Genomic DNA, 24,324 nt, shown 5'->3' with positions numbered 1-24,324 from the left:
CCATGGCTTGCGTGCGTGCCCGCGCAGCCTATCTCATCCCGACACACGAATCGCAGCCGGAAAGACGTTCATGACCGCAACCCATTCGACCCGCATGCTGATCCTCGGTTCTGGCCCTGCCGGCCTGTCCGCCGCCATTTACGGTGCGCGCGCGGGTCTGGCGCCGATCGTGGTGCAGGGCATGCAGCCGGGCGGGCAACTCACCATCACCACCGATGTCGAAAATTATCCGGGCTTCCGCGACGTCATCCAGGGGCCGTGGCTGATGGAGCAGATGCAGGCGCAGGCCGAGCATGTCGGCGCGCAGATGATGTACGACCAGATCGTCGACGTGGACCTTTCCGAGCGGCCCTTCCGTCTGAAGGGCGACAGCGGCACGCTCTATTATGCCGACAGCCTGGTGATCGCGACCGGCGCGCAGGCCAAATGGCTGGGTGCCGAGGGCGAGCAGCTTTTGCAGGGCAAAGGCGTTTCGGCCTGCGCGACCTGCGACGGCTTCTTCTATCGCGGCAAGAAGGTGGTGGTGATCGGCGGCGGCAATACTGCGGTTGAGGAAGCGCTCTACCTCACCAACCACAGCCATGACGTCACGCTGATTCATCGCCGCGATTCGCTGCGGGCGGAGAAGATTTTGCAGCAGCGCCTGTTCGCCCATCCGAACATCAAGGTGCTGTGGAACCAGGCGATAGAGCGCTTCGTCGGCGGCGGCAGTCCGGAAGGGCTGGTGGGGGTTGACCTGGTCGATACGGTGACCGGCCATAAATCGCATATCGAGACGGATGGCGCTTTCGTCGCCATCGGCCATCAGCCCGCGACGGAACTGTTCATCGACAAGCTGCCGATGGACGAGGGTTATTTGCTGGTCGAGAAGGGCACCACAAAGACCGCCATTCCTGGCGTGTTCGCGGCGGGCGACGTCAGCGACAAGGTCTATCGACAGGCGGTGACGGCAGCCGGCATGGGCTGCATGGCGGCGCTGGACGTGGAGAAGTTCCTGGCCGAAACGGATTTCGAGGCGGTGGCAGCGGAGTAAGGCGGGTTTTCTTCCAGCCGTAAATGGCTATCCCAAGATGTCCCCTCCCGCAGGGGGAGGGGGCGGGGGCGGCTCAAACCGGCAGAGGCACGCCTGGCAGGTTCTTCGACATCCGGATGGTGAGGGATGTCTTCACGCTCACCACATTGGGGGCAGGCGTCAGTTTCGACGTCAGGAATTGCTGGAAGCTCTGAAGATCCTTCGCCACCACCTTCAGGATGAAGTCGATTTCGCCGTTCAGCATATAGCATTCCCTGACTTCGGGCAGGGTGGCGATATGATCTTCGAACGCCTTGAGGTCCGCTTCGGCCTGGCTTTTCAGGCTGACCATGGCGAACACCGTGATCGTGTAGCCCAGCATCGATGGGTTCACCACGGCGTGATAGGAATTGATGGCGCCGTTTTCCTCCAATGCGCGGACACGGCGCAGGCAGGGGGGAGCCGTCAGGCCCACCTTGCGGGCCAGCTCCACATTAGTCATCCTGCCGTCGCCCTGCAATTCGCCCAGGATCTGGAGGTCGATATCGTCAATATTGGGGCCGGCCATTATTCCGCTTATTTCCTTGCCTGTTAATATGGCGTTATCATAATAATATTTCAGGACAATGCAATTGTCCCACTATGCGACGTTCGCATAAGAACCCATTTGTGGCCCTTCCCCTTTACGCCGCGAAGCATTATCCCTGTGTAACGATCTTTCCGGTTAATGGTTTTTCCGCGCCGCGCCGGGGCCGGAAATGGGGAATTTGGGTGCGCTTCAACGATCTCATGCAGACGGTTCTCGCCGCGGAAGGCCGAAGTGGTCTTGGCGCCGTGACGCTGTGGCGGCAATGCGTGGATCTGCTGGCGCAAAATGACCGGCATGACCGGTCCATCATGTCCGCTGCCGAACGCGCTGCGCTGCTGGAACGGCTGAACGGACTGCTGCCGAAACTGTCGGAAACGCAGCGGATCGCGACTGTCGTTGAACTGGGCGGGCGGCTGCGTTCGCCCGCGCTGGTCGAATTCTTCGCCAACGACCGTCCGGCCATCACGGCTGCGGCCATGTCCCGCGCGCGCCTGTCCGATGCGGCCTGGGTGGAGATGTTGCCGCGCTTGACGCCGACCGCACGCGGGGTGCTGCGGTCGCGGCGTGACCTCGGGACGGCGACACTGCAAGGGCTGGAGGCTTTTGGCGCGACCGATCTGGTACTGACCAGCGATGTCGCGGCCGAGCAGGAAGACATGCTGCTGACCGAGGCGATGATCGTCCATGCCGATCCGCCGGCTGACCTGCCGCAAAGCGAACCTGTCGAGGAAGAAGCGGAGGACCAAAGCCAAATCCGCAATCTGGTCGACCGGATCGCGCGCTTCACCAGCACGCGCCGGACAGGCGAAGCGGAAGAGGCCCAACCTCGCGCTGATATGGTGGGACCGCGCGCCTTCGCCTTTGAAACCGATGCGGCGGGCACCATCGTCTGGATCGACCAGGGGCCACGGGCGGCGCTGATCGGGCTGGCGCTCAATGAAACCGCGCTGGAGGGCGGCAGCGGTCCCGATGGCCATGTCGCGGGCGCCTTCATGCGGCGCAGCGGGTTTCAGAGCGGCCGCTACACGATCGCCGGCGGCACGATGGCGGGCGAATGGCGCATGTCGGCCACGCCCTTTTTCGATCCGCGCTCAGGCCGATTCCAGGGTTATAGAGGACAGGCGCGGCGGCCTTATCTGCATGAGGTCGCTGCCGAGCCGCGGGCGGAGCCGGTCTCGATCGCTGGATTGTCCGCCGATTCCATCCGGCAACTGGTGCATGAATTGCGCACGCCGCTGAACGCGATATTGGGTTTTGCCGAGATCATCGAACAGGAGCTGTTCGGTCCGGCGGGGCATGAATATCGGGACATGGCGGGCAAGATCGCGGTGGATGCGCGGCATTTGCTGACGGCCTTCGACGATCTGGACCTGGCGGCACGCGTGTCGAGAGGCGAGGGCAGCGAGGCGCCGCGCGCGGTCGATCCGGCGCTGCTGGTGACGCAGGTTTCGGCGCGCTTCCGCGAGCAGGGCGATGGCGCGCAAATCGACATCGCCATGGCGCGTGGCCTGCCGATGGTGCGAATCGACCCGGTGCAGGGCGAACGGATGGTTCAGCATCTGTTGCGCACGCTGATTTCCGTGGCGCCTGCGGGTGAGGCGTTGACCGGAGCTTGCTGGTATCAGCCTGACGGCGCGGATGGGCGGGTCGTGCTGGCGGTCGATCGGCCGTCCTCTTTGGCGGGGATGGAAGAGGATCGGCTGCTCGATCCCGGCTATATGCCGGATGGCAATTGGGCGGACGGTCCGTTGCTGGGGCTCGGCTTTTCCTTGCGGTTGATCCGCAGCCTGGCCGCGGGATGCGGCGGCGCGCTGGAGATCGAGCCGGGGCGCTTTCTGCTCGCCGTGCCCGCAATCGCTGAAACCGGGGATGCGGTCGGCAGCGCCTGACTTGGGTCAGGGAAACCCTATCGCAACCAAATCCGGATAGCGATGGCGGAATGACCATGCTTTCCCATGACGGCAGCCTGCTCCGCGCGCCTGCGGCAGAGGACAGGATCACGTTCGACCCGGCCTTCGGCACGCGCTTCATGCTGTTCGTAGATACGGAGGAGGAGTTCGACTGGAGCGCGCCCTTCCGCCGGACAGGGCATGGCGTGACGGCGCTTGGCGGCATGGCGCGGGGGCAAGCCTATTTCGCGGCAGCCGACGTCAAGCCCGTCTATGTGACCGATTATCCGGTGGTCGAAAGCGATGCGGCGGCGGAGATGATGGGCCGCTGGCTGGCCGACGGCGCGGCGGACATCGGCGCGCATCTCCATCCCTGGGTCAATCCGCCCCATGTCGAGGAAGTGTCGGCGGTCAACAGCTATGTCGGCTTTCTACCGGAAGCGGTGGAACAGGCCAAGCTGGAGGCGTTGTGCCAGCGGATCGCGGAACGTTTCGGCAGGCGGCCGATCGCTTATCGGGCGGGACGCTATGGCGTGGGGCCGAACAGCGCGCGCTTGCTGGAGGAGGCCGGGTTCCGGCTCGACAGTTCGGTGCGCAGCCGCTTCGATTATAGCGGGCAATATGGACCGGATTTTCAGGGCTTGCCGCAATATCCCTATTGGGCGGGGCCGACGCGTAGCCTGGTGGAACTGCCCTTGTCGACCGCCTTTACCGGCTTGCTGCGCGGGGGTGGGGAGCGGCTTTACCGGGCAGCGCAGCGCATGGGACCGATAGCGGGCGCATTGGCGCGGACGCGGATGTTGAGCCGCGTGCCGCTGACGCCTGAGGGAATAACCGTGCATGAGGCGATCGTTGCGATCGACGCGTTGATCGAGGAGGGGGCGCTCGTGTTGAATTTCAGCTTCCATTCTCCGACGCTGGAGCCGGGCCACACGCCCTATGTTCGGGATGAGGCCGATCGGGCGGCCTTCTATCGCTGGTGGGACGCGGTGTTGAATCATCTGGACCGGCGGAACATTCGGCCTGCGACGCTCGATCAATTACTTGGCGCAGTTCAGGTGCGCGGACGGGCTTGCCAAGCGGCCTGATGCTGCCTATCCGGGCAAACAAGGTGGGGCCTGTAGCTCAATGGTTAGAGCTGGCCGCTCATAACGGCTAGGTTGCGGGTTCGAGTCCTGCCGGGCCCACCAATTTCCTTTCCCCTTCCCATTCAGGTTGCACATCAGATTCTGCATGATAGTGCACGGTTCGTGCTTGACTTTTGCAAATGCAGAAAAGTGGTGAGCAGTTGCATTTTGTGCAACGCAAAAATTTTGCTTGCGACTCGGACGAATCGATGACAGCTTCCTATCTGTCGAAGCAGGGGCGCTTCGACGCTTAGGTTGAACCGGCCGATGACGGCAAAGGTTCGATCCAGGTCTTCAAAAGACCGCATGGCAATGACGCCGCCCGGACAGGTTTTACGACCTTCGTCCCGGCGGCTTTTTTATTTGGTTTTTCGCTGGCGGCATGGGTGCTGCCGGGCGGCTCTCTACATCGATTTTCGTGCGCTGGACGGGCTTCCGGCGATGGCTGGTTGTGCATGTTGCGCAGCGGTGATGATTAACAAGGAAGGATTTTGGGGAATGGCAGAGGGGGATAATCCGGGCGACGTCAGCCGGCGTGGATTGCTCAAGACGAGCGGTACGGCGGCGCTGTTCGCTGCGGTGCAGCAGACCTTTCCGTCGGGCGCATTCGCGCAGGGCGCCGGGCCGGAAGTGACCGGCGCGAAGCTCGGTTTCATCGCGCTGACCGACGCAGCGCCGCTGATCATCGCCAAGGAATTGGGCTTCTTCGCGAAATATGGCATGCCCGACGTGCAGGTGGCGAAGCAGGCGAGCTGGGGCGCAACACGCGACAATCTGGTGCTGGGTAGCGGCGGTGGCGGCATCGATGGTGCGCATATCCTGACGCCTATGCCCTATCTGCTGACGCTGGGCGCGATCGGCAAGGCCACGCCGATGAGCATTCTCGCCCGCCTCAATGTCAACGGCCAGGCGATCTCCGTTTCCAAGGAATATCTGGGCGCCAAGGCCGATCTAAACGCCGGCAAGATGAAGGGCGTAATCGCCCAGCGCAAGGCGGCGGGCAAGAAGATCACCATGGCCATGACCTTCCCCGGCGGCACGCACGACATGTGGCTGCGTTACTGGCTGGCAGCAGGCGGGATCGACCCGGACAAGGATGTGGAACTGATCACCGTGCCGCCGCCGCAGATGGTCGCGAACATGAAGGCCGATACCATGGACGCCTTCTGCGTGGGCGAGCCGTGGAACGACCAGCTCGTTGCGCAGCAGCTTGGCTATACGGCGGTTTCGACCGGCCAGATGTGGATGAACCATCCCGAAAAGAGCTTCGCGATGCGCTCCGACTGGGTGGCGAAATATCCCAAGGCGGCGCAGGCGATTACCGCTGCCATCATCGAGGCGCAGCGCTGGGCCGACAATCCGGGCAATATCACCCGGCTGGCGGGCACGATTTCGGGCCGCGACTATCTGAAATGCCCGATCACTGACATTGCCGACCGTCTGCAAGGCAATTTCAACATGGGCGACGGGCGGAAATTCCCGAACGCGGCCTTTAAGATGAAGTTCTTCGCGGGCTATGCGTCCTTCCCCTACAAGAGCCATGACCTCTGGTTCCTCACCGAGAACCAGCGCTGGGGCAAGCTGCCCATGACGCTCGATACCAAGGGCACGATCGCCAAGGTCAACCGCTCCGACATCTGGCGCAAGGCGGCCGCGATGCTGGGCGGCAAGGGGCCGGCCAGCGACAGCCGCGGTGTCGAGAAATTCTTCGACGGCAAGACCTTCGACCCCGCCAATCCCAAGGCTTATCTCGCCAGCCTGGCGATCAAGCGGGTCTGATGAGCAAGGAGACGAGCATGGCGTCGCCATCGCACAGCAACGGCAGGACAGGCGGCAAGACAAGCGGACCGTCGGCTTCGGCCGGCGGTGCCACCGCTACCGAATTGGGGGTGATCGTGCCCTATCCCGAAGAGGCCATTGCCCGGCGCAGTTTCGAGCCGGTCGCCGTACCCGTGCATCCGCTCATCCGGGGTGCGCGATCGATGGTGGCGAACGCGCTGCCTACCATGGTGATGATCGCCGCGCTGCTTGCCTTCTGGCAGTTGCTCTGCGGATCGCCGGACGCGACTTTCCCCAGCCCGCTCAAGGTCTGGCAGGAAAGCCATGAGGTCATCATCCATCCGTTCAAGGGTGTGGAAATCGGCTTTACCCATTTCAGCATCCAGGACGGCGGCGATGTCGGCATTGCCGGGCATGTGCTGACCAGCCTCAGCCGCGTTTTGATCGGCTACAGCATCGCGGCGGTGATCGGGGTGGCGCTGGGCATATTGATCGGGCAGAGCGTCTTTGCCTTCCGCGCGCTCGATCCACTGTTCCAGGTGTTGCGGACCGTGCCGCCGCTGGCTTGGCTGCCGATCAGTCTGGCGATCTTCCAGCAGGCGCAGCCATCCGCGATCTTCCTGATCTTCATCACCGCGATCTGGCCGATCATATTGAACACGGCGGCGGGCGTGCAGACCCTCCCGACCGCTTATCGCAATGTCGCCAAGGTGCTGGCGCTCAATCCCTTCGAATATTTCGTGCGGATCATGTTGCCTGCGACCGTGCCGCACATGTTCACCGGGCTGCGCATCGGCGTCGGCATGAGCTGGCTCGCCATCGTCGCCGCTGAAATGGTGCAGGGTGGCACTGGCGTCGGCTTCTTCATCTGGGACAGCTACAACAGCTCGCTGCTGACCGACACCATCGTCGCGCTGATCTGGATCGGCATGGTGGGTTTCACGCTGGACCGTATCGTCGCCTTTGCAGGCCGCATCATCGGCCGCGCCGGCTGAAAAGGGGAGGCAGGACCATGAAACAGCGCAGCTATCTCGCGCTTGAAGGCATCACCGTCGAATTCCCGACCAAGGCAGGGCGCTTCTGTGCGCTCGACGGGATCGATCTGGAAGTCGAAAAGGGGCAGTTCGTGGCGCTGATCGGCCATTCGGGCTGCGGCAAATCGACTCTGCTCAATGCCGTGGCGGGGCTGGTCAAGCCGACCCGCGGCGCCATCTTCCTGGACGGACAAGTGGTGGATGCGCCGGGGCCGGACCGGGCGGTGGTTTTTCAGGACCATAGCCTGCTGCCCTGGCTGACGGTGGAGGAGAATGTGCGCCTCGCGGTCGACAAGACGGCGGGCGGCAAGAACAAGGCCGAGCGCAAGGATTGGGTCATGCACAATCTGGAACTGGTCCAGATGACCCATGCCGCGGGCAAGCGCCCCGGCGAACTGTCCGGCGGCATGAAGCAGCGCGTCGGGATCGCCCGCGCTATCGCGATGAACCCGCGCGTTCTGCTGATGGACGAGCCTTTCGGAGCGCTTGATGCGCTGACGCGGGCGGCGCTTCAGGATGTGGTGATGGATCTGCAGGCGCGGCTCAACAACACCGTGCTGATGATCACCCATGATGTCGATGAAGCGGTGTTGCTGGCCGATCGGGTCGTCATGATGACCAACGGCCCGGCGGCGCGGATCGGAGAGGATCGGGCCGTATCGCTGGCGCGGCCCCGGAACCGGCTGGAGGCCATCGATACGGTTGAATATGCCGAGGCGCGCTCCGCCGTCATACATTTCCTGCACGAGCGCTACCGCAATCCGGCGACGCTCGCCGCCTGAAAATCAAGAAAATCGAGAGGATGCCCTGAAAGGCCCAAAGAGCCATCGGGAGCAATGAAGGGGGATTTATGCGTAGAGTTTGTTTCTTGTTGTCGGCTTCGGCCCCAATAATGGGGTTGTCCGCGATCGCGGCGCCGGCGCTGGCGCAGGACGTGGTGTTCAAGCCGATCGTCGAAGCGCGGCTGCGTTACGAGACGGTCGATCAGGCCGGCCCAGCGCCTCTCACCAGCAGCCGCGACGCTGAAGCGGTGACGATGCGGGTGCGCGCGGGCGGCGAGATTTCCAAGGGGCCATGGGCTTTCCTGGCGGAAGCGGAAGGCACGCTGGCGATCAACGAGGATTATAATAGCGGCGTCAATGGGAAGACGCTCTATCCGATCGTCGCTGATCCGGAAAATGTCGAGGCCAATCGGGTGCAGATCCAGTATCGCACCAAGCCCCTGATCGTGACCGTCGGACGCCAGCGGATCAATCTGGACGACCAGCGTTTTGTCGGATCGGTCGCTTGGCGGCAGAATGAGCAGACTTTCGATGCGGTGCGCGTCGAATATATGGGCGTGAAGAACCTCAAGGTCGACGTCACCTATGCGATTTCGGCGCGGACCATCTGGGGCATAGACGGCGGCAAGTTCGGATCGACCAACCGGCCGACGAACATCGACGGGGACAATGTCTTTGCCAATGTTTCCTACAAGACGAAGCTGGGGACGCTGACCGGCTTTGCCTATCTGGTGGACGAGGATGAAGCCGTCGTCGCGCTGCGGCGGAACAGCAGTCAGACCTATGGCGCGCGTTTCATGGGCGCCGTGCCGTTCACGAAGAAGGTGAAGCTCAGCTACCTCGCCAGCTATGCGCGGCAGAGCGACTATGCGACCAATCCGGTCGATTATTCGGCGGACTATGTGATCGCGGAACTGGGGCTGGACGTCGCTGCCTTCAAGCTGACGGGCGGCTATGAACTTCTGGGGTCGGATGCGGGCGCGACCGGGATTGCGGGCGGTTTCGCCTTCCAGACGCCCTTTGCAACCTTGCACAAGTTCAATGGCTGGGCCGATAAGTTCCTGACCACGCCGGGCACGGGCATTCAGGACTATTATGCCGGGATCGCTTATACCGTGCCGAAGCTGGGCAAGGCCGGGCCGCTGGTGGCGTCCTTCACCTATCATCACTTCAGCAGCGACCGGCTGTCGATCCATTATGGCGACGAATATAACGCGCAGGTATCGCTGAAGATAAACAAGCATCTGAGCACGCTCGTCAAATATGCCGATTATGACCGCAAGGGAATCTCCAGCTACACCGGCGATGCCGACACCAAGAAGTTCTGGGCGCAGATCGATTATGCGCTCTGAGTTGTAACGGCGGGGCGACGCCGCCGTTGTCTGGGGCGCCATCGCTGCCGGGTCTTGGAAGGACCGGCCGCGATGGCGTTCTGACTATAAGAGGGCTGCGCTTCGTTCGAAATTGCGACCAATGAAGAAGCTGCTGCGCCCGCAAGTCGAGCGCCGCGGCTTTTTTATTGGGCGCGATGCATGGGGAGCAGACAGGAAGCCGCAACCGATGAAATCGCGGAACATCAGCGTAGCTTCGGCAGTTGAATATGCGAGAGAATTAAAAGAGGATCGAGTCAGATGGGCAAAGGCATTTTGCTATGGCTGTTGGGCGTGCCCATCCCCGTCATCATCATTCTTTGGCTGCTGTTTCACTGAAATGTGAAAGCCCGGCGATCCATACCAAGCAAACGCAAAACCATCGGGAAGAGTGGATGGTCGGGGAGACAGGATTCGAACCTGCGACATCCTGCTCCCAAAGCAGGCGCGCTACCAGACTGCGCTACTCCCCGGCGCTCGCGGGCCTTAGCGGTGAAGCATGTGGCCCGTCAATCTCGCTTTTGCCCCTTATGCCGTTGCCAGCATAGAAAAAGGGCGGATCGTACCAAGACGATCCGCCCTTTCGAATATCTCGCTGTAGCGAAGATTATTCGGCGTTCGCGGCGTTGCCAGCGACGTTCGCAGCGTTCGCGGCGTTGTCGGCAGCGTTCGCAGCGTTGTCGGCAGCGTTAGCAGCGTTCTCGACGACGTTCTCAACAACAGCGTTCGAAGCGTTCGCGGTCTCGTTAGCCGGCTTCTCACCGCAAGCGGCGAGGGCCAGCAGGCCGGCCGAAGCGAAAACAACAGCGATCTTCTTCATTGTGTACGGCTCCCATAGCATTTTGCCGCGTCAGACACGTTAAATTCGTGACCTACGCGAGCGACCCGCATTAACGTGTGCGCTGCACAAATCAATGCTTTTCTGCGTCGGTGAAGCGACAGAATCACGCGACAGGGTGTTGTCTACAATAAAAGTTCAGTTACTGCCTAGCGATTCTGGCGCATTTGCGATTTCGTAAAGTGCAACTGTCCAGGCGGCGACATTCTGTTGAAGCTGTGCCGGATCGATCTTGTCCAACGTATCATCGGGCGTGTGGTGAATGTCGAAATAGCGCGTGCCGTCCTGCTGAAGATCAATTACCGGAACGCCCGCCTTCACCAGCGGTTCGATGTCGGAACCTCCGCCGGCGGGCAAACGACTGGCGCCGATGCCGAGCGGCGCCAGCCCAGCCGTGATCCGGCGAGCGAGGGGATCATGCCCCTGCTGCAGTTTGAAATCGACGCGCCAGACGCGATCCGCTCCGAAATCCGATTCCATCGCCATGGCGTGGGCTTCTTTTCCATGAGCGTCGAAATAGGCGCGGCCGCCATTGCCGCCCACTTCCTCCGCACCCGCCATCAGCACGCGGATGGTGCGGCGGGGCGTCCCGGCCTTGGCAGCCTGCAGCGCGGCGGCCGCCACGATGCCGCAGCCCGCGCCGTCGTCGATCGCGCCCGTGCCCTGGTCCCAACTGTCGAGATGGCAGGCGGCGACGACGACGCCCGCCTTGGGATCGCTGCCGGGGATTTCCGCGACGACATTGCCCGAGGGCTGGTCCTTGAGCATTTTCGAGGTGAGCGTCAGGTGAAGCCGCACCGGCTGACCGCGCGAGACCATGCGGGCGAGTTGTTCGGCATCAGGCACGCTGAGCGCGGCGGCGGGAATGGGTTTGACGCCATCGGCCCACATCTGGACGCCCGTATGGGGCTGGCGATGATTGTCCGTGCCGATGGAGCGGATCAATATGGCGATGGCGCCCTTTTTCGAGGCGATGCTTGGCCCCTGGCGGCGGGTGGCGCCGAAATAGCCATAGGAGCTGCCGTCCTGGGTCGGGTGCATGGCGTGGCTGACGAAGGCAATCTTGCCGGTGAGGCTGCCTTCGGGTGCGGCTTCAAGGTCGGCAAGGGTAGGGAAATAGACGATTTCGCCTTCGATCCCCGTGTCTGGAGTGGAAGCGCTGTTGCCCAGCGCGGCGAGGACCAGATTTTGCGGGAAGGGCGAGATCACGCGGGCTTCATCATGGCCACGCAGCCAGACGGGCATGGTGTAGGGTTCGGCACGGACGTTGGAGAAGCCCAGGCTTTTGAGTTTTGCCACGGCCCAATCGCGTGCGCGGGATTCCTGTGGCGTGCCTGCGGGGCGGGAGCCTATTTCGGTCGTGAGACCTTCGGTGAAATCCATCGCCACCCCGTCCGTCAGGGCGGACGCGCGAATCGCGTCCACACCGGAAGGCGCGGCGGTGAGAGGAAGGACGGGGGTGAAGATGCTGCCGAAGAGAAGGGCGGCAAGCGTGCCCGATCGGATTTTCTGCATGGGTGAAGGCTTAGCGAGCCATCCCCCATTTGCCAACGCGTTCCGGCTCCGCTAACTCCGCCCCGATTTTAACGTTTATCCTTTCGGAGCTGCTTCAGCCATGTCCGCCTCATCGCAATATGCCTTCGTCATGAAAAACATGACCAAGAGCTTCCCCGGCGCCCAGAAACCGGTGTTGAACGGCATCAACCTGCAATTCTACCGCGGTGCCAAGATCGGCATCGTCGGCCCCAACGGCGCGGGCAAGTCGACGCTGATGAAGATCATGGGCGGCATCGACAAGGATTTCACCGGGGAAGCCTGGCCGGGCGAGAATATCACGGTCGGCTATCTGCCGCAGGAGCCGCAGCTCGACACCAGCAAGAACGTCCTTGAAAACGTCAAGGACGGCGCGCGCGAGATCGCGGACAAGATGGACCGCTTCAACGAGATCAGCATGATCATGGCCGACCCGCCGGAGGATGCCGATTTCGACGCGCTCATGGAGGAAATGGGCACGTTGCAGGAGCAGATCGACGCGGTCGACGGCTGGACGCTCGACAACCAGCTTGAAATCGCGATGGAAGCGCTGCGCTGCCCGCCGTCGGACTGGTCGGTCGAAAGCCTGTCGGGCGGTGAAAAGCGCCGTATCGCGCTGACCCGGCTGCTGATCCAGAAGCCGGACATCCTGCTGCTCGACGAACCGACCAACCATCTTGATGCCGAGAGCGTCGAATGGCTGGAAAACCATCTCAAGGAATATGCGGGCGCGGTGCTGATGATCACCCACGACCGCTATTTCCTCGACAATGTCGTGGGTTGGATTCTCGAACTCGATCGCGGCAAATATTTCCCTTACGAGGGCAATTATTCCACCTATCTGGAAAAGAAATCCCAGCGTCTGGAGCAGGAATCCCGCGAGGAATCCGGTCGCCAGAAGGCGATCAAGGACGAGCTGGAGTGGATTCGCGCCGGCGTCAAAGGTCGTCAAACCAAGTCCAAGGCGCGTATCAAGAAGTTCGAGGAACTGGTCGCCGGGCAGGAGAATCGCACGCCGGGCAAGGCGCAGATCGTCATCCAGGTGCCCGAACGTCTCGGCGGCAAGGTGATCGAGTTCAAGGGCATCAGCAAAGCCTATGGCGACAAGCTGCTGTTCGAGGATCTCTCCTTCCTGTTGCCGCCGGGCGGCATCGTTGGCGTGATCGGGCCGAACGGCGCGGGTAAATCCACGCTGTTCCGTATCATCACTGGCCAGGAGACCCCCGATTCGGGTGAGATCGACATCGGTTCGACCGTGCGTCTGGGCTATGTCGACCAGAGCCGCGACCATCTCGACCCGACGAAAAATGTCTGGGAAGAGGTTTCGGACGGCCTCGATTATGTGAAGGTCAACGGCCACGACATGTCGACGCGCGCCTATGTCGGCGCCTTCAACTTCAAGGGGCAGGACCAGCAGAAGAATGTCGGCAAGCTGTCTGGCGGTGAGCGTAATCGCGTGCACATCGCCAAGATGCTGAAGAAAGGCGGCAACGTGCTGCTGCTCGACGAACCGACCAACGACCTCGACGTCGAAACGCTGGCGGCGCTCGAAGAGGCTATCGAGAATTTCGCTGGCTGCGCCGTGGTCATCAGCCACGACCGCTTCTTCCTCGATCGTCTGGCGACGCATATCCTGGCCTTTGAAGGCGACAGCCATGTCGAATGGTTCGAGGGCAATTTCGAAATGTATGAAGAGGACAAGCGCCGCCGTCTGGGCGATGCGGCGGACCGTCCGACGCGACTGGCGTACAAGAAGCTGACGCGCTGATTTTTCCGGTGCAGTGCGACGGCGTTAATCAGGTTGCAATGATTGCAATTCCGGTTTCTCATTTCGCACTTGCGAAATAACATGTTGCACTGCATATAGAGGAGGCCTTTCAGGCATCCTCTCCTAAAACTTTCAGGCCGGTCCTTCGGGATCGGCCTTTTTTTCTTTGCGGAAGTTAGGGGCGCGTTTTGGCTAGAAATGGACGTAGATAATATCGTCATCCCAGCGAAAGCTGGGATCTCGTGAGGCTAGGTCGTACGCTATCGCCTGAGATCCCAGCTTTCGCTGGGATGACGGAAACCGAAGGTCCGCTTTTTACCCATTCGAGACGATCTGCGAAAATGCAGAAGCGCGCTTTTAAATCCGGAAATTCAGTTCCCGACCTTAGCCCGCGCGAAGGTTACCAGCGAACCGAAAGTCTCGAACGTATCGCCATCAATATCCTCATCTTCGATGAGAATAGCGAAACGGTCTTCCATTTCGGTGAGCAGGCCAGCGACAGCCATGGAATCGAGTTCCGGCAGCGCGCCGAACAGCGGCGTATCCGCCTCGAACGCATCGACCCGGTCCTGGGACAAGGCCAGCACATCGCGCAGCAGCGCGCGCATCATTGTTTCGATATCCATTGCCCGGTCGACCGGTTGTATATTGTCCGCCCGCATGATGGGCGCCTACCTAATCGTTCCGCCGCTAACCTACAAGCGCGGAAATGGCCGTGCGCGCGGCGGGGAGCCAGATGGAGGCGCGCCGGGGGTTGAAGAAATCGAGCCGGTAGAGCGTTTCCCGCTGCTCCATCCAGTCGGTCTTGTAGCCATTGTCGCCGGTGCCATAGTCGATCGTCGCGACATGATCGCGGTCGATGGCATGGGCGAACATGGCATGGCTGAGCAGGCTGCCGGGTGAGGCGCCGTCGAAGGCCTGATCATGGGCCAGCTTGTGGATCAGCGCGGCGCCGTTTTCCACGGTCCAGAGTTGAGTCGCCACCGGCTGATCCTCCAGCCTTGCGAAACCCAGGCGGAGCGTGCCGACGGCGCTTTCCCGGGCGGCAAGGGCGTAGAGGAAGGATAGGTTCGCTTCAGGCTGTTTCCAGCTTCGGTTATGGACGGCGACATAATCGCGCCACAGCGTATCGGTCAGCCGGTCCGCGATGCTGAGGGTGAAGCGGCTGGCGCGGCTTTTGCGCGTGATCAGCGTGCGCAGGCGGCCGGGCCTCTGCGCCCAATAATCCTCGAAAGTCCGGCCGTTCAGATGCAATATATGCCGTCCGCCCATTGGCCGCCGGACGCTGAACCAGCCGGCGCGGCGGAAGGCGTCGAGCAGCAGGCCGGATGTCTCCGTTACCGGATAAAGGTCGATCTGGGCGCTGTCCTTCAGCAGATGCTGGGCGATGACTTCGATCAGGCGGCGGCGGACGGTCCAGTCGGGCGGGCCGAGGAAGATGGGTGTCCAGTCGAAGCTGTACCAGTTGGCAAGCGCGCTCAGCCGTCCGGATTTGGGGGAGAGGAGGAAAAGCCATGCCTGATGCTCCCCTTCCAACGCCTGGAAGATGCGGACATTGGTGGCGGGGAAGCAATGGGCGTGGAGCGATTCGAACCAGTCGATGCGGTCGAACAGCGATGGGGTGGAGGCGCGGTCGAGCGCAGTCCCGAGCGCTTGGCGCGCTTGCGTGACGCTGCGATATTCCCTTGCGACCAGCAAACCACTATCTCCACGGCGACAGCATGGCGTTTAGGAAAAAAGTCTGGAGATGGAGTTAAGCGATCCCCCAAAGCCGGTAACCGGACCGATGACGGTCGACGGCGCGGAAGTGCGGCCGATCGATCATCTGCTGCTGCGCGGCGATCCGGCGCGGCCGGCGCTGGACGGCCGATCGGGCAAGCAGACCTATGCCGAGCTGGAAGTGACGCTGGGCAGGCTGGCGGCCTGGCTGGCGGGTTTCGGGCTGGAAAAGGGCGCGCGAGTCGCGAGCTGGATCGCCAAGGGGCCGGTGGCGGCGCTGATGCCGCTCGCCGCGCCGCGGGCGGGACTGGTGCATGTGCCGGTCAATCCGCTGCTCAAGCACGCGCAGGTGGCGCATATATTGGCCGACAGCGGCGCGTCGCTGCTGATCGGAACGGCGAGTCGGCTGACGACTCTGGGGGCGGGCGACGTGCCCGTGGGGTGCCGCCTGCACCGGGAGGACGATGCGGCATGCGCGATGAGCGGCGGCGAGGCGCTGGAGCCTTCCGACGCCGGATCGGATGACTTGGCGGCGATCCTCTATACCAGCGGCTCCACCGGGCGGCCCAAGGGGGTGATGCTGAGCCATGGCAATTTGTGGCTCGGTGCGGTGGCGGTTGCGGATTATCTGAAGCTGACGGCGGAAGACCGGACACTCTGCGTGCTGCCCTTCAGCTTCGATTATGGGCAGAATCAGTTGCTTTCCACCTGGTTCGCCGGAGGCTGCGTCTATCCGCTCGATTATCTGACGCCGCGCGATGTGGTGAAGTCGGTCGACCGGCGGGATATCACCACGCTGGCAGGCGTGCCGCCGCTCTGGGTGCAACTCGCTGAACTGGATTGGCCGGAGGAGGTGGCGGCGAAGCTCAGGCGGCTTACCAATAGTGGCGGGGCGCTGACCCGGCCTCTCGTGGCGAAATTGCGGGCGCTGTTTCCGCAGGCGGATCTCTATCCCATGTATGGGCTGACCGAGGCCTTCCGCTCGACCTATTTGCCGCCGGCGCTGGTGGACAGCCATCCCGACAGCATGGGATCGGCCATTCCCCATGCGGAGATATTGGTGGTGCGGCCCGACGGCAGCGTTGCGGGCGATGACGAGCCGGGCGAGCTGGTGCATTGCGGGCCGCTGGTGGCGCAGGGCTATTGGCGGGACGAGGCGCGCACGGCGGAGCGCTTCAAGCCGGCTCCCGCAGCGTCGCGCTATGGCGGCATGGCGGTATGGTCGGGCGATACGGTGCGGCGGGACGGCCAAGGCTTGCTTTATTTCGTTGGGCGCGACGATGCGATGATCAAGTCGGCGGGCAATCGCATCAGTCCGACCGAGATCGAGGAAGCCGCCGTCGCTGTCGAGGGCGTGGCCGAAGCGGTGGCGCTGGGCGTCAAGGATGAGCGGTTGGGGCAGGCGGTGTTGTTGCTGTTGCGCGGCGCTTCGTTCGAATTAAAGGCGGAGGTCGAGGCGCGGCTCAAGGCCGAGCTGCCCAATTTCATGCAACCGCGCGAGATCGTCATGCTGTCCGAATTTCCCCGCAATCCCAATGGCAAGATCGACCGCGTGGCGCTGGCGAAGGAGTATGCCGCATGAAGCCCATGGGTCCGATCCCGCCCTTTTTCGAGGGCGAGGAGGGCATGTTGCTGATCGGCGGCAGCGGCGCGGCGAGCTTGGTCGATGAAGCGGGCGATACGCCGCTGTTCGTCTATGACATGGGGATCGTGGAGAGGCAGGTGCGCGCTTTTCGCGACGCCATGCCGTCTGCGTTGGCGCTCCATTATGCGGTGAAGGCGAATCCTTATGCGCCCTTGCTGGAGCGGATGGCGAAGCTGGTCGACGGCTTCGACGTGGCATCGGGCGGGGAACTGGCGCGGGCGCTGGAAGCGGGAATGAGTGCCGCGCATATCAGTTTTGCCGGGCCGGGGAAGCGCGACGATGAGCTGATCGTCGCGATCGACAGCGGCGCGACGATCAACCTGGAATCGGAAGGCGAGGCGCGGCGGGCTATCGCGCTGGGCGAGCGGCGCGGGAAGACGCCGAAGCTGGCGGTGCGGGTGAATCCGGATTTCGACCTGAAAGGCTCCGGCATGCGCATGGGCGGCGGTGCCAAGCCCTTTGGCGTGGATGCGGAGCGGGCGGCGGATCTGGCGCGTTGGGTGATCGGGGCAGGGGCGGACTGGCGGGGATGGCATATCTTTGCCGGGAGCCAGGCTTTGGGCGCGGCAGCGTTGATCGAGACGCAGGCGGCGACCATCGGCCTTGCGACGCGCTTGTCGGACGCGGTGGGCGTGACGCCGCCGCTGGTCAATCTGGGTGGGGGCTTCGGCATTCCCTATTTTCCGGGAGATGAGCGGCTGGATATTCGGCCCATCGGGGATGCGCTGGCTATGCTGCTCGACCGGCGGGAGGACATTCTGAAGGACAGCGAGTTCGCCATGGAACTGGGCCGCTGGCTGGTGGGTGAGGCGGGGGTCTATCTGACCCGCATAGTCGACGTGAAGAAAAGCCAGGGCGAAAGCTTCGTCGTGGTCGATGGAGGCCTGCACCACCAATTGGCGGCCAGCGGCAATTTCGGCACGGTGGTCCGGCGCAACTATCCCATTGCCGTCGCCAACCGATTTGGAGAGGCGCCCGCGGAGGAAGCCGTGACGGTCGTTGGGTGCCTTTGCACCCCGATCGACAAGCTGGGGGACAAGGTCGCGCTGCCGCCCGTGGAGGAGGGCGACCTGATCGCGATCTTTCTTGCGGGAGCCTATGGCGCCTCTGCCAGCCCTGCCGCTTTTCTTGGTCATCCAAGTCCTCAAGAGCTTCTACTTGGCTGATTTGCCAATAACTTAACTCCTAACGGTATATTTACCCTTTGCGGGCAAGAAGGCGGTCAAAGCCCGTGCTTGACGGCCCGCCTTGCCCCCTTGGCGGCCCTTTGCGCGCGGCAAGCAAGAGGGTGAAGATCATGCGTTTCGTGTCGGTTTCCAGGGCGTTGATCGGCGCATCGCTGCCTGCTCTGGCCTTGTCGGCCATAACAGGCTGTGCCGCGGGCGGTGGGCAGCAATTGCCGTCTGCGTCCTTCGTTTCGACCCAGGAGGGGCCGGGCGAGGAATATGTGATCGGTCCGCTGGACGACCTCACCATCTTCGTGTGGCGTAACCCAGATCTGGGCGCGAAGGTGCAGGTGCGTCCCGATGGCCGCATCACCACGCCGCTGATTTCGGATATGTCCGCCGTCGGCAAGACGCCCAAGCAACTGGCCGACGACCTGAAGGTCGCGCTGTCCAAATATATCGAAAATCCGCTGGTGTCGGTGATCGTCAACAATTTCTCCGGCACGTTCAGCCAGCAGGTGCGGATCGTCGGCGCGACGGAAAAGCCGGCGTCGATCCCCTATCGCGCGAACATGACGCTGCTGGACGCGATGATCTCCGTCGGCGGCCTCAGCGAATATGCGGCGGGGAACAAGGCGCGGCTGGTGCGCTTCAACCGCGAAACGGCCAAGCAGCAGGAATATCAGCTCCGCATCGGCGATCTGCTGAAGCGCGGCGACAGCAAGGCGAACGTCATGCTGTCGCCCGGCGACGTCATCATCATCCCTGAAAGCATGTTCTGACATGGCGGCGATCGTCGACGAACTGCTGGTCGTCTTGCATGGCATCTGGACCCGGCGCTGGCTGGCGCTGGGCGTCGCCTGGGGCGTGTGCCTGCTCGGCTGGCTGGGCGTGGCGCTCATCCCCAACAGCTATGAGTCCAAGGCGCGGGTCTATGTGAACACCCAGTCGCTGCTGGAGGACAAGGTGGGCATCACCCAGGTCCAGTCGCAGCAGGATCTGGACCGCGTGCGCCAGACGCTGGCCAGCACGGCCAATCTGGAGCGAGTGGTCAAGGAGACCGACCTGAGCCAAACCGTCGATGGTCCGCGCGACATGGCGGCGAAGATCACCAAGTTGCGCGAAGGCATTACCGTGGTCGCGCAGCTTGACCCCAGCATGATCGACATCAGCGCGACATCGGCGGACTCCGGCCTGTCGGACGGCGCCAATGCGCGCATTTCGCAGCAGATCGTGCAGAAGCTGGTCGACATTTTCCAGGAAACCAACCTGTCGTCCGACAAGGTCGAGACGAAGCAGAGCCTGGCCTTTCTCGACCAGCAACTTGCCGAGCGGGGCAAGCAGCTTGCCACCGCCGAACAGCGCCGCGTCGAATTCGAACAGCGCTATGCCGGGATGCTGCCGGGTGCGGGGTCGATCGGCCAGCGGATGGATGCGGCGCGGTCAGAGATCAATTCCATCGATTCGCAACTCGTGCAGGCGCAGAGCGCTCTGGCGGCGATGAACGGGCAGTTGGCGGGCACGCCGCAGACCTTGCCGGGCATGGGCGTTTCGGGCGGGCCTTCGGCGCTGTCGCAGGCGCAGGCTGACCTTGCCTCCATGCGCGCGCGGGGCTTCACCAGCAGCCATCCGGACGTGATCGCGGCCCAGCGGCAGGTCGACCTGCTGCGGGGGCAGGGGAATGGCGGGGCGGGCAGCACACCCAACCCCGCCTATCTCTCGATCAGGTCGATGCAGGCGGAGCGCGCCGCGACCGTACAAGGGCTTTCCGCTCGCAAGGCGCAGTTGCAGGCCGATCTCAATGCCATGGCCTCGCGCCAGACGGATGAGCCGGGCCTCGCCGCAGAGCAGGAGAGGCTCGATCGCGACTATCAGGTGCTCAAGACGCAATATGACAAGATGTTGGGCGACCGCGAGGAAATCCGCCTGCGGGGTGATGTGAAGAGCGAGACGGGGTCGGTCCAGTTCCGCGTGATCAATCCGCCCAGCCTGCCCACCGCACCGGCGGCGCCCAATCGGCCGTTGCTGTTGCTGGTTGTGCTGATCGTCGGGATGGGCGCGGGCGTCGGGACGGCCTTCGCCATGGCGCAGCTCAAGGGCGGTTTCCCCAATGCGGCGCGGCTGGAGAAGGCGCTGGGCGTGCCGGTGATCGGATCGATCAGCCAGACCGTCAGCGCGGCGCAGGTCGCGTTGGAGAAGCAGCGGCTGAAATGGTTTGCGGGGGCCAGCGGTGCATTGGCGGCATTGTGCCTGCTGCTGGTCGTCATCGAATTTATCCAGCGCGGGCTGGCCTGAAGGGGGACGGACGATGAACAAGATGAAGTCCCTGTCCGGCGGCTCGCTGATCGAGCGGGCGACCGAGATTTACGATTTCAGCGCGGCTTTGCGGGGGCGCGCTGCGCCTGCGGTGGAAGTGCCGCAGGATGAAGCGGTCGTTGAGGTTGCGCAGTCTGCGCCGGTTGCCGTCGAGGTGCCGGAACCCGGCTATCGCGCGCCGGACTGGACCGGGCCGGTGCAGCCGATCGACCGGATCGCGCTGGTCGAGGCGGGCTATTTGCTGCCCGATGGCCCGGTCACTGCGATGAGCGAGGAATTCCGGCTGTTGAAGCGCGATCTGCTCGCGGAGCTGGCGGGCAATGCACGGGGCAACCGGGTTCTGATCTGCTCGGCCCATAGCGGCGAGGGCAAGAGCTTTTGCGCGATCAACCTGGCGCTCAGCCTGGCGGCGGAGAAGGAGCGGGAAATCCTGCTGGTCGACGCCGATTTCGGCAAGCCGGGGATTCCGGCAGCTCTGGGGCTGACGGCCGGGGCGGGGCTGATGGATGCGCTGGCCGATCCGGCGATTGCCATCGAGGACTGCGTGTTGCGCACGGACATTCCGTCGCTTTCGGTGCTTCCTGCTGGTCAACGCAGCAACAATGACACCGAATATCTTGCGTCGGCGCGGACGGAGATGTTGCTCAATCGGCTGACCGAAGGGCGGCCCGACCGCATCATCCTGTTCGATTCGCCGCCTCTGCTGGCGGCTTCTCCTGCGGCGGTGCTGGCGAGCCATGCTGCCGTCGCTCTGCTGGTGGTGCGGGCAGACCGGACCACCGAGAGTGCGCTGCGCGATGCGGCGGGACTGCTGAAGGGCGCGTCCAAGGTGAAGCTGCTGCTGAACGGCGTGCGCTTTTCGACCGGGGGGCGACGCTTCGGCAGCTACTATGGGCAGGGGAATGCGGGGTGACGATCTCTCGCTTCTCCCTTGTTCTTGCGGGGATCGCTTTGGCCTCGCCCGCCTTTGCGCGGGACGAGCAGCGCAAGGTCGACGTCACGCCCTATCTCGGCATCGATCAGGTCGTGGTCGCGCCGATCAAGGGCGGCGGCGACGTGCTGACCTACACCAATGTCACAGCAGGCGTGACGGCCAGCGTGCAGACGCGCCGCATGGAAGCGTCGGCGGACCTGCAATATGCGCACAGCTTCGGCTGGGGCGATGACCTTAGCGATCAGGATATCATCAGCGGCATCGTCAGCGGGCAATATAGCGTTGCGCGCGGATTGACGCTGAATGCGGGTGGCCTTGCGACGCGGGTGCGGACCGATGGGCTATCGGGTGCTTCGGTGCGCAATGACGGTTACAGCAGCCAGGTCTATGCCGGCTATGTCGGGCCGTCCTATATCACGCGGCTCGGTGATCTGGACGTCAGCGCCTCCTATCGGCTCGGCTATGCGCGAGTCGAGGATGACGTGAATGTCGACTTCCCCGGCGCGTCGCTAGGCAATGGATTTGCGGATTCGACCACGCACGATCTGATGGGCTCTGTCGGTGTCGGGCCGGGCGTGTGGATGCCGCTCGGCCTTGTCGCCAGCGCGGGCTACAGCCGGGAGGATGCGAGCCAGCTCGACCAGCGGTTCGAGGATAAATGGGCACGGCTTGACGCGACGCTGCCGGTGTCGCCGACGGTCGCCCTGATCGGCGGCGTCGGCTATGAGGACATGAAGATCAGCCAGCGTTCGCCCTTGCTCGACGGCAATGGCGTGCCAGTGATTTCTTCGAGTGGGCGTTACGTCACTGATGAAAGCTCGCCGCGCCAGCTCATCTATGATTTCGACGACATCATCTGGGATGTGGGCGTGCTCTGGCGGCCGAGCCATCGCACTTCGCTGACGGCGCGGGTGGGTGAGCGCTATGGCGGCATGACCTATTCGGGCAGCTTCATCTGGCAGGGGCGGAACAAGTCGTTCGCTCTGGTGGTGTTCGACGGGATCGATAGCTTCGGAAGGGTCATCACATCCGATGTGGCGGCGCTGTCGGGCAGCAACCTCAATCTGGTGCGCAATCCCTTTACCGGCGACTTCACCGGCTGCGCTTTCTCCACAACCGGCGGCGGGCAGTGCTTCAACGATGCGCTGGCGGGCATAACGGGCGCCAATTTCCGCTATCGCGGCGTCGCGGCGCAATTTGCGGCGGAGCGCGGGCCGTGGGGCATGGGGATCGGCCTTGGCTATTCGCAGCGCAAGTTCGTGACGCCATCGGGTGAGACGGTGTTCGTGCGCGGGACCAAGGACCAGAATTGGTACGGCAATGCCTCGCTTACTTATCGCGTGGACAGCCAGTCGAGCATCGATACGGCGGTCTATGCCAATTATTTCGATGCCAGCGGCAATCGTCTGGACGTGCTGAATCTGGGCGCCTTCACCAGCTATTACCGGCTCGTCACGCGCAATCTTCAGGCGTCGGCCTCGCTCGGCATCGACAGTGCCAAGGCGGATCAGCTGGATGCCGTCATCAATGCCATGGGTCAGCTTGGCCTGCGCTATACATTTTAAGCAAATGCCCGATCGGGTGGAGAATTAGGCATGTACGATCAGTTCTACGGATTGCAGGGACGCCCGTTCCAGCTAACGCCGGACCCGCATTTCTATTTCGAGAGCGCGACCCATCGCAAGGCGTTGTCCTACCTCGGCTATGGTCTGGCGCAGGGGGAGGGCTTCATCGTCATCACCGGCGATATCGGCGCGGGCAAGACCACGCTGGTCGGGCACCTCATGAACACCATCGATCCTTCCCGGCTGACGGCGGTGAAGATCGTCTCGACCCAGGTGGAGGGCGACGACATGCTGCGCCTGGCAGCGCAGAGCTTCGGCCTTGCGGTGGATGCCATGCCCAAGGCGCAGATTTTGCGGCAGATCGAGGGCTATCTGCACACGCAGGCGCGGGCGGGGCGGCGGTCGCTGCTGATCGTGGACGAGGCGCAGAATCTGCCGATTTCCGCGATCGAGGAATTGCGGATGCTCTCCAACTTCCAATTGGGCGGGCAGTCGCTGTTGCAGATTTTCCTGCTGGGCCAGCCGGAGTTTCGCGATCTGCTGAAGTCGCCGGAACTGGAGCAGCTTCGCCAGCGCGTGATCGCCACCCATCATCTCGACCCGATGATGCGGCGCGAGGTTGAGCCTTATATCCTCCATCGTCTGTCGCTGGTCGGCTGGAAGGGCGATCCGCAGTTCACGCCGGAGGCCTTCGCCGCCATCTATGCCGCGACGGGCGGCGTGCCGCGCCGGATCAACGTGCTGGTAAGCCGGGTGCTGCTGCTGGGCGCGCTGGATCAGCTTTCGGTGATCGATGCCGAAGTGGTCTATGCGGTCGTGGCCGATATGGGCGCGGACGCCGATGTGACGCCCGAGCCGATGGCGCATAGCGTGCTGGATGAGGCGGAGGAGCTGGTCGAAGCGCCTGAAGTTGCGCCCGCTCCGATTGTGTCGGATGAAGTTGCCGCGCTGCGGGCTGAGGTCGAGGCGCTGCGCGCTGCGCGGACGGAGCCGGCGATCAGCCTGCTGGATGAGATCGCTTCGCTGCAGGCGGAAATCGAGACGCTGCGGGCGGAGAATGATTTTGCCCGCGCCGCGCCGAGCGTCGATCCCGAAGCGCTCAAGGACTGCTTCACCCTGATCGAGGAAAGGCTCTCCACGCTGGAGTTCCGCGTGACCGAGCAGGATACCGCGCTGCGCCGGGTATTGACGCTGCTGGTCGAGTGGGTCGAGCGCGAGGAACGGATGGGCGACGCGCAGCACAGCGCCGCCGCCTGAT

Annotated in this window: 20 protein-coding genes and 2 tRNA genes; 16 read left to right on the top strand and 6 right to left on the bottom strand. The window is 63.1% G+C overall.

Annotated elements, in window-relative coordinates; genetic code table 11:
* Positions 1-70: 70 nt before the first annotated feature.
* Positions 71-1,033 (top strand): thioredoxin-disulfide reductase, encoded by a 963-nt coding sequence (gene trxB / locus VVT58_RS07450; RefSeq protein WP_327753546.1) that lies wholly within the window; start codon positions 71-73, stop codon positions 1,031-1,033.
* 73 nt (positions 1,034-1,106) lie between these two features.
* Here the strand turns inward: trxB and VVT58_RS07445 are convergent, their stop codons facing one another.
* On the bottom strand, positions 1,107-1,580 hold the full coding sequence (locus VVT58_RS07445) for an Lrp/AsnC family transcriptional regulator (protein ID WP_066555875.1): 474 nt from the start codon (positions 1,578-1,580) through the stop codon (positions 1,107-1,109).
* 203 nt (positions 1,581-1,783) lie between these two features.
* Here VVT58_RS07445 and VVT58_RS07440 point away from each other — a divergent pair, with 203 nt between their 5' ends.
* From VVT58_RS07440 to VVT58_RS07410, 7 genes are all read left to right on the top strand, one after another.
* Complete coding sequence (locus VVT58_RS07440) at positions 1,784-3,490, top strand: HAMP domain-containing sensor histidine kinase (protein ID WP_327753547.1); 1,707 nt, start codon at positions 1,784-1,786, stop codon at positions 3,488-3,490.
* A 50-nt stretch (positions 3,491-3,540) separates the two neighbouring features.
* Positions 3,541-4,578: a polysaccharide deacetylase family protein gene (locus tag VVT58_RS07435; RefSeq protein WP_327753549.1), complete on the top strand. Its 1,038-nt coding sequence runs from the start codon at positions 3,541-3,543 to the stop codon at positions 4,576-4,578.
* Between the two features lie 26 nt (positions 4,579-4,604).
* Positions 4,605-4,680, top strand: a tRNA-Ile gene (locus tag VVT58_RS07430).
* Positions 4,681-5,115: 435 nt separating this feature from the next.
* Positions 5,116-6,396 carry a CmpA/NrtA family ABC transporter substrate-binding protein gene (locus VVT58_RS07425; protein ID WP_327753550.1) on the top strand — a complete coding sequence of 427 codons (1,281 nt, stop codon included), beginning with the start codon at positions 5,116-5,118 and terminating at the stop codon, positions 6,394-6,396.
* The gene (ntrB, locus tag VVT58_RS07420) at positions 6,396-7,391 is read left to right on the top strand and encodes a nitrate ABC transporter permease (RefSeq protein WP_327753551.1); all 996 of its coding nucleotides are present in this window, start codon (positions 6,396-6,398) and stop codon (positions 7,389-7,391) included. Before VVT58_RS07425 ends, ntrB begins: the two co-directional genes overlap by 1 nt.
* Before the next feature lie 17 nt (positions 7,392-7,408).
* Complete coding sequence (locus VVT58_RS07415; protein ID WP_066555882.1) at positions 7,409-8,212, top strand: ABC transporter ATP-binding protein; 804 nt, start codon at positions 7,409-7,411, stop codon at positions 8,210-8,212.
* A 68-nt stretch (positions 8,213-8,280) separates the two neighbouring features.
* Positions 8,281-9,564, top strand: coding sequence for an alginate export family protein (locus tag VVT58_RS07410; protein ID WP_327753552.1), 1,284 nt, complete (start codon positions 8,281-8,283; stop codon positions 9,562-9,564).
* 414 nt (positions 9,565-9,978) lie between these two features.
* Here VVT58_RS07410 and VVT58_RS07405 read toward each other — a convergent pair.
* The 3 genes from VVT58_RS07405 to VVT58_RS07395 form a co-directional block, all read right to left on the bottom strand.
* Positions 9,979-10,055 (bottom strand) — tRNA-Pro (locus tag VVT58_RS07405).
* Positions 10,056-10,189: 134 nt separating this feature from the next.
* Entirely contained in the window at positions 10,190-10,402 is a 213-nt protein-coding gene (locus VVT58_RS07400) for a hypothetical protein (RefSeq protein WP_327753553.1), read from the bottom strand.
* A 156-nt stretch (positions 10,403-10,558) separates the two neighbouring features.
* Positions 10,559-11,935: a M28 family peptidase gene (locus VVT58_RS07395; protein ID WP_327753554.1), complete on the bottom strand. Its 1,377-nt coding sequence runs from the start codon at positions 11,933-11,935 to the stop codon at positions 10,559-10,561.
* Between the two features lie 100 nt (positions 11,936-12,035).
* Here VVT58_RS07395 and ettA point away from each other — a divergent pair, with 100 nt between their 5' ends.
* Positions 12,036-13,721 (top strand): energy-dependent translational throttle protein EttA, encoded by a 1,686-nt coding sequence (gene ettA / locus VVT58_RS07390; RefSeq protein ID WP_066555887.1) that lies wholly within the window; start codon positions 12,036-12,038, stop codon positions 13,719-13,721.
* A 371-nt stretch (positions 13,722-14,092) separates the two neighbouring features.
* Here the strand turns inward: ettA and VVT58_RS07385 are convergent, their stop codons facing one another.
* Complete coding sequence (locus VVT58_RS07385) at positions 14,093-14,383, bottom strand: acyl carrier protein (RefSeq protein WP_327753555.1); 291 nt, start codon at positions 14,381-14,383, stop codon at positions 14,093-14,095.
* Between the two features lie 28 nt (positions 14,384-14,411).
* Positions 14,412-15,419 (bottom strand): GNAT family N-acetyltransferase, encoded by a 1,008-nt coding sequence (locus VVT58_RS07380; protein WP_327753556.1) that lies wholly within the window; start codon positions 15,417-15,419, stop codon positions 14,412-14,414.
* Positions 15,420-15,468: 49 nt separating this feature from the next.
* Between VVT58_RS07380 and VVT58_RS07375 the strand changes: the two genes are divergently transcribed.
* From VVT58_RS07375 to VVT58_RS07345, 7 genes are all read left to right on the top strand, one after another.
* Positions 15,469-17,022 (top strand): acyl-CoA ligase (AMP-forming), exosortase A system-associated, encoded by a 1,554-nt coding sequence (locus tag VVT58_RS07375; RefSeq protein WP_327753558.1) that lies wholly within the window; start codon positions 15,469-15,471, stop codon positions 17,020-17,022.
* The gene (locus tag VVT58_RS07370; RefSeq protein ID WP_327753560.1) at positions 17,019-18,251 is read left to right on the top strand and encodes a pyridoxal-dependent decarboxylase, exosortase A system-associated; all 1,233 of its coding nucleotides are present in this window, start codon (positions 17,019-17,021) and stop codon (positions 18,249-18,251) included. The genes VVT58_RS07375 and VVT58_RS07370 overlap by 4 nt, the downstream gene beginning before the upstream one ends.
* A gap of 131 nt (positions 18,252-18,382) precedes the next feature.
* Complete coding sequence (locus tag VVT58_RS07365; RefSeq protein WP_327753561.1) at positions 18,383-19,033, top strand: XrtA/PEP-CTERM system exopolysaccharide export protein; 651 nt, start codon at positions 18,383-18,385, stop codon at positions 19,031-19,033.
* 1 nt (position 19,034) lies between these two features.
* Positions 19,035-20,546 carry an XrtA system polysaccharide chain length determinant gene (locus VVT58_RS07360; RefSeq protein ID WP_327753562.1) on the top strand — a complete coding sequence of 504 codons (1,512 nt, stop codon included), beginning with the start codon at positions 19,035-19,037 and terminating at the stop codon, positions 20,544-20,546.
* A gap of 13 nt (positions 20,547-20,559) precedes the next feature.
* Complete coding sequence (locus VVT58_RS07355; protein ID WP_327753563.1) at positions 20,560-21,480, top strand: AAA family ATPase; 921 nt, start codon at positions 20,560-20,562, stop codon at positions 21,478-21,480.
* Positions 21,477-23,066, top strand: a complete 1,590-nt coding sequence (locus VVT58_RS07350) for a hypothetical protein (protein WP_327753565.1) — start codon at positions 21,477-21,479, stop codon at positions 23,064-23,066. The genes VVT58_RS07355 and VVT58_RS07350 overlap by 4 nt, the downstream gene beginning before the upstream one ends.
* Before the next feature lie 30 nt (positions 23,067-23,096).
* Entirely contained in the window at positions 23,097-24,323 is a 1,227-nt protein-coding gene (locus VVT58_RS07345; protein ID WP_327753566.1) for an XrtA/PEP-CTERM system-associated ATPase, read from the top strand.
* The last annotated feature ends 1 nt before the right edge of the window (position 24,324 follow it).

This window comes from Sphingobium sp. SJ10-10, from assembly GCF_036038995.2.
Lineage (GTDB): Bacteria > Pseudomonadota > Alphaproteobacteria > Sphingomonadales > Sphingomonadaceae > Sphingobium.
The sequence above is the reverse complement of the archived record's forward strand: the minus strand, read 5'-3'. Positions and strand labels throughout refer to the sequence as shown.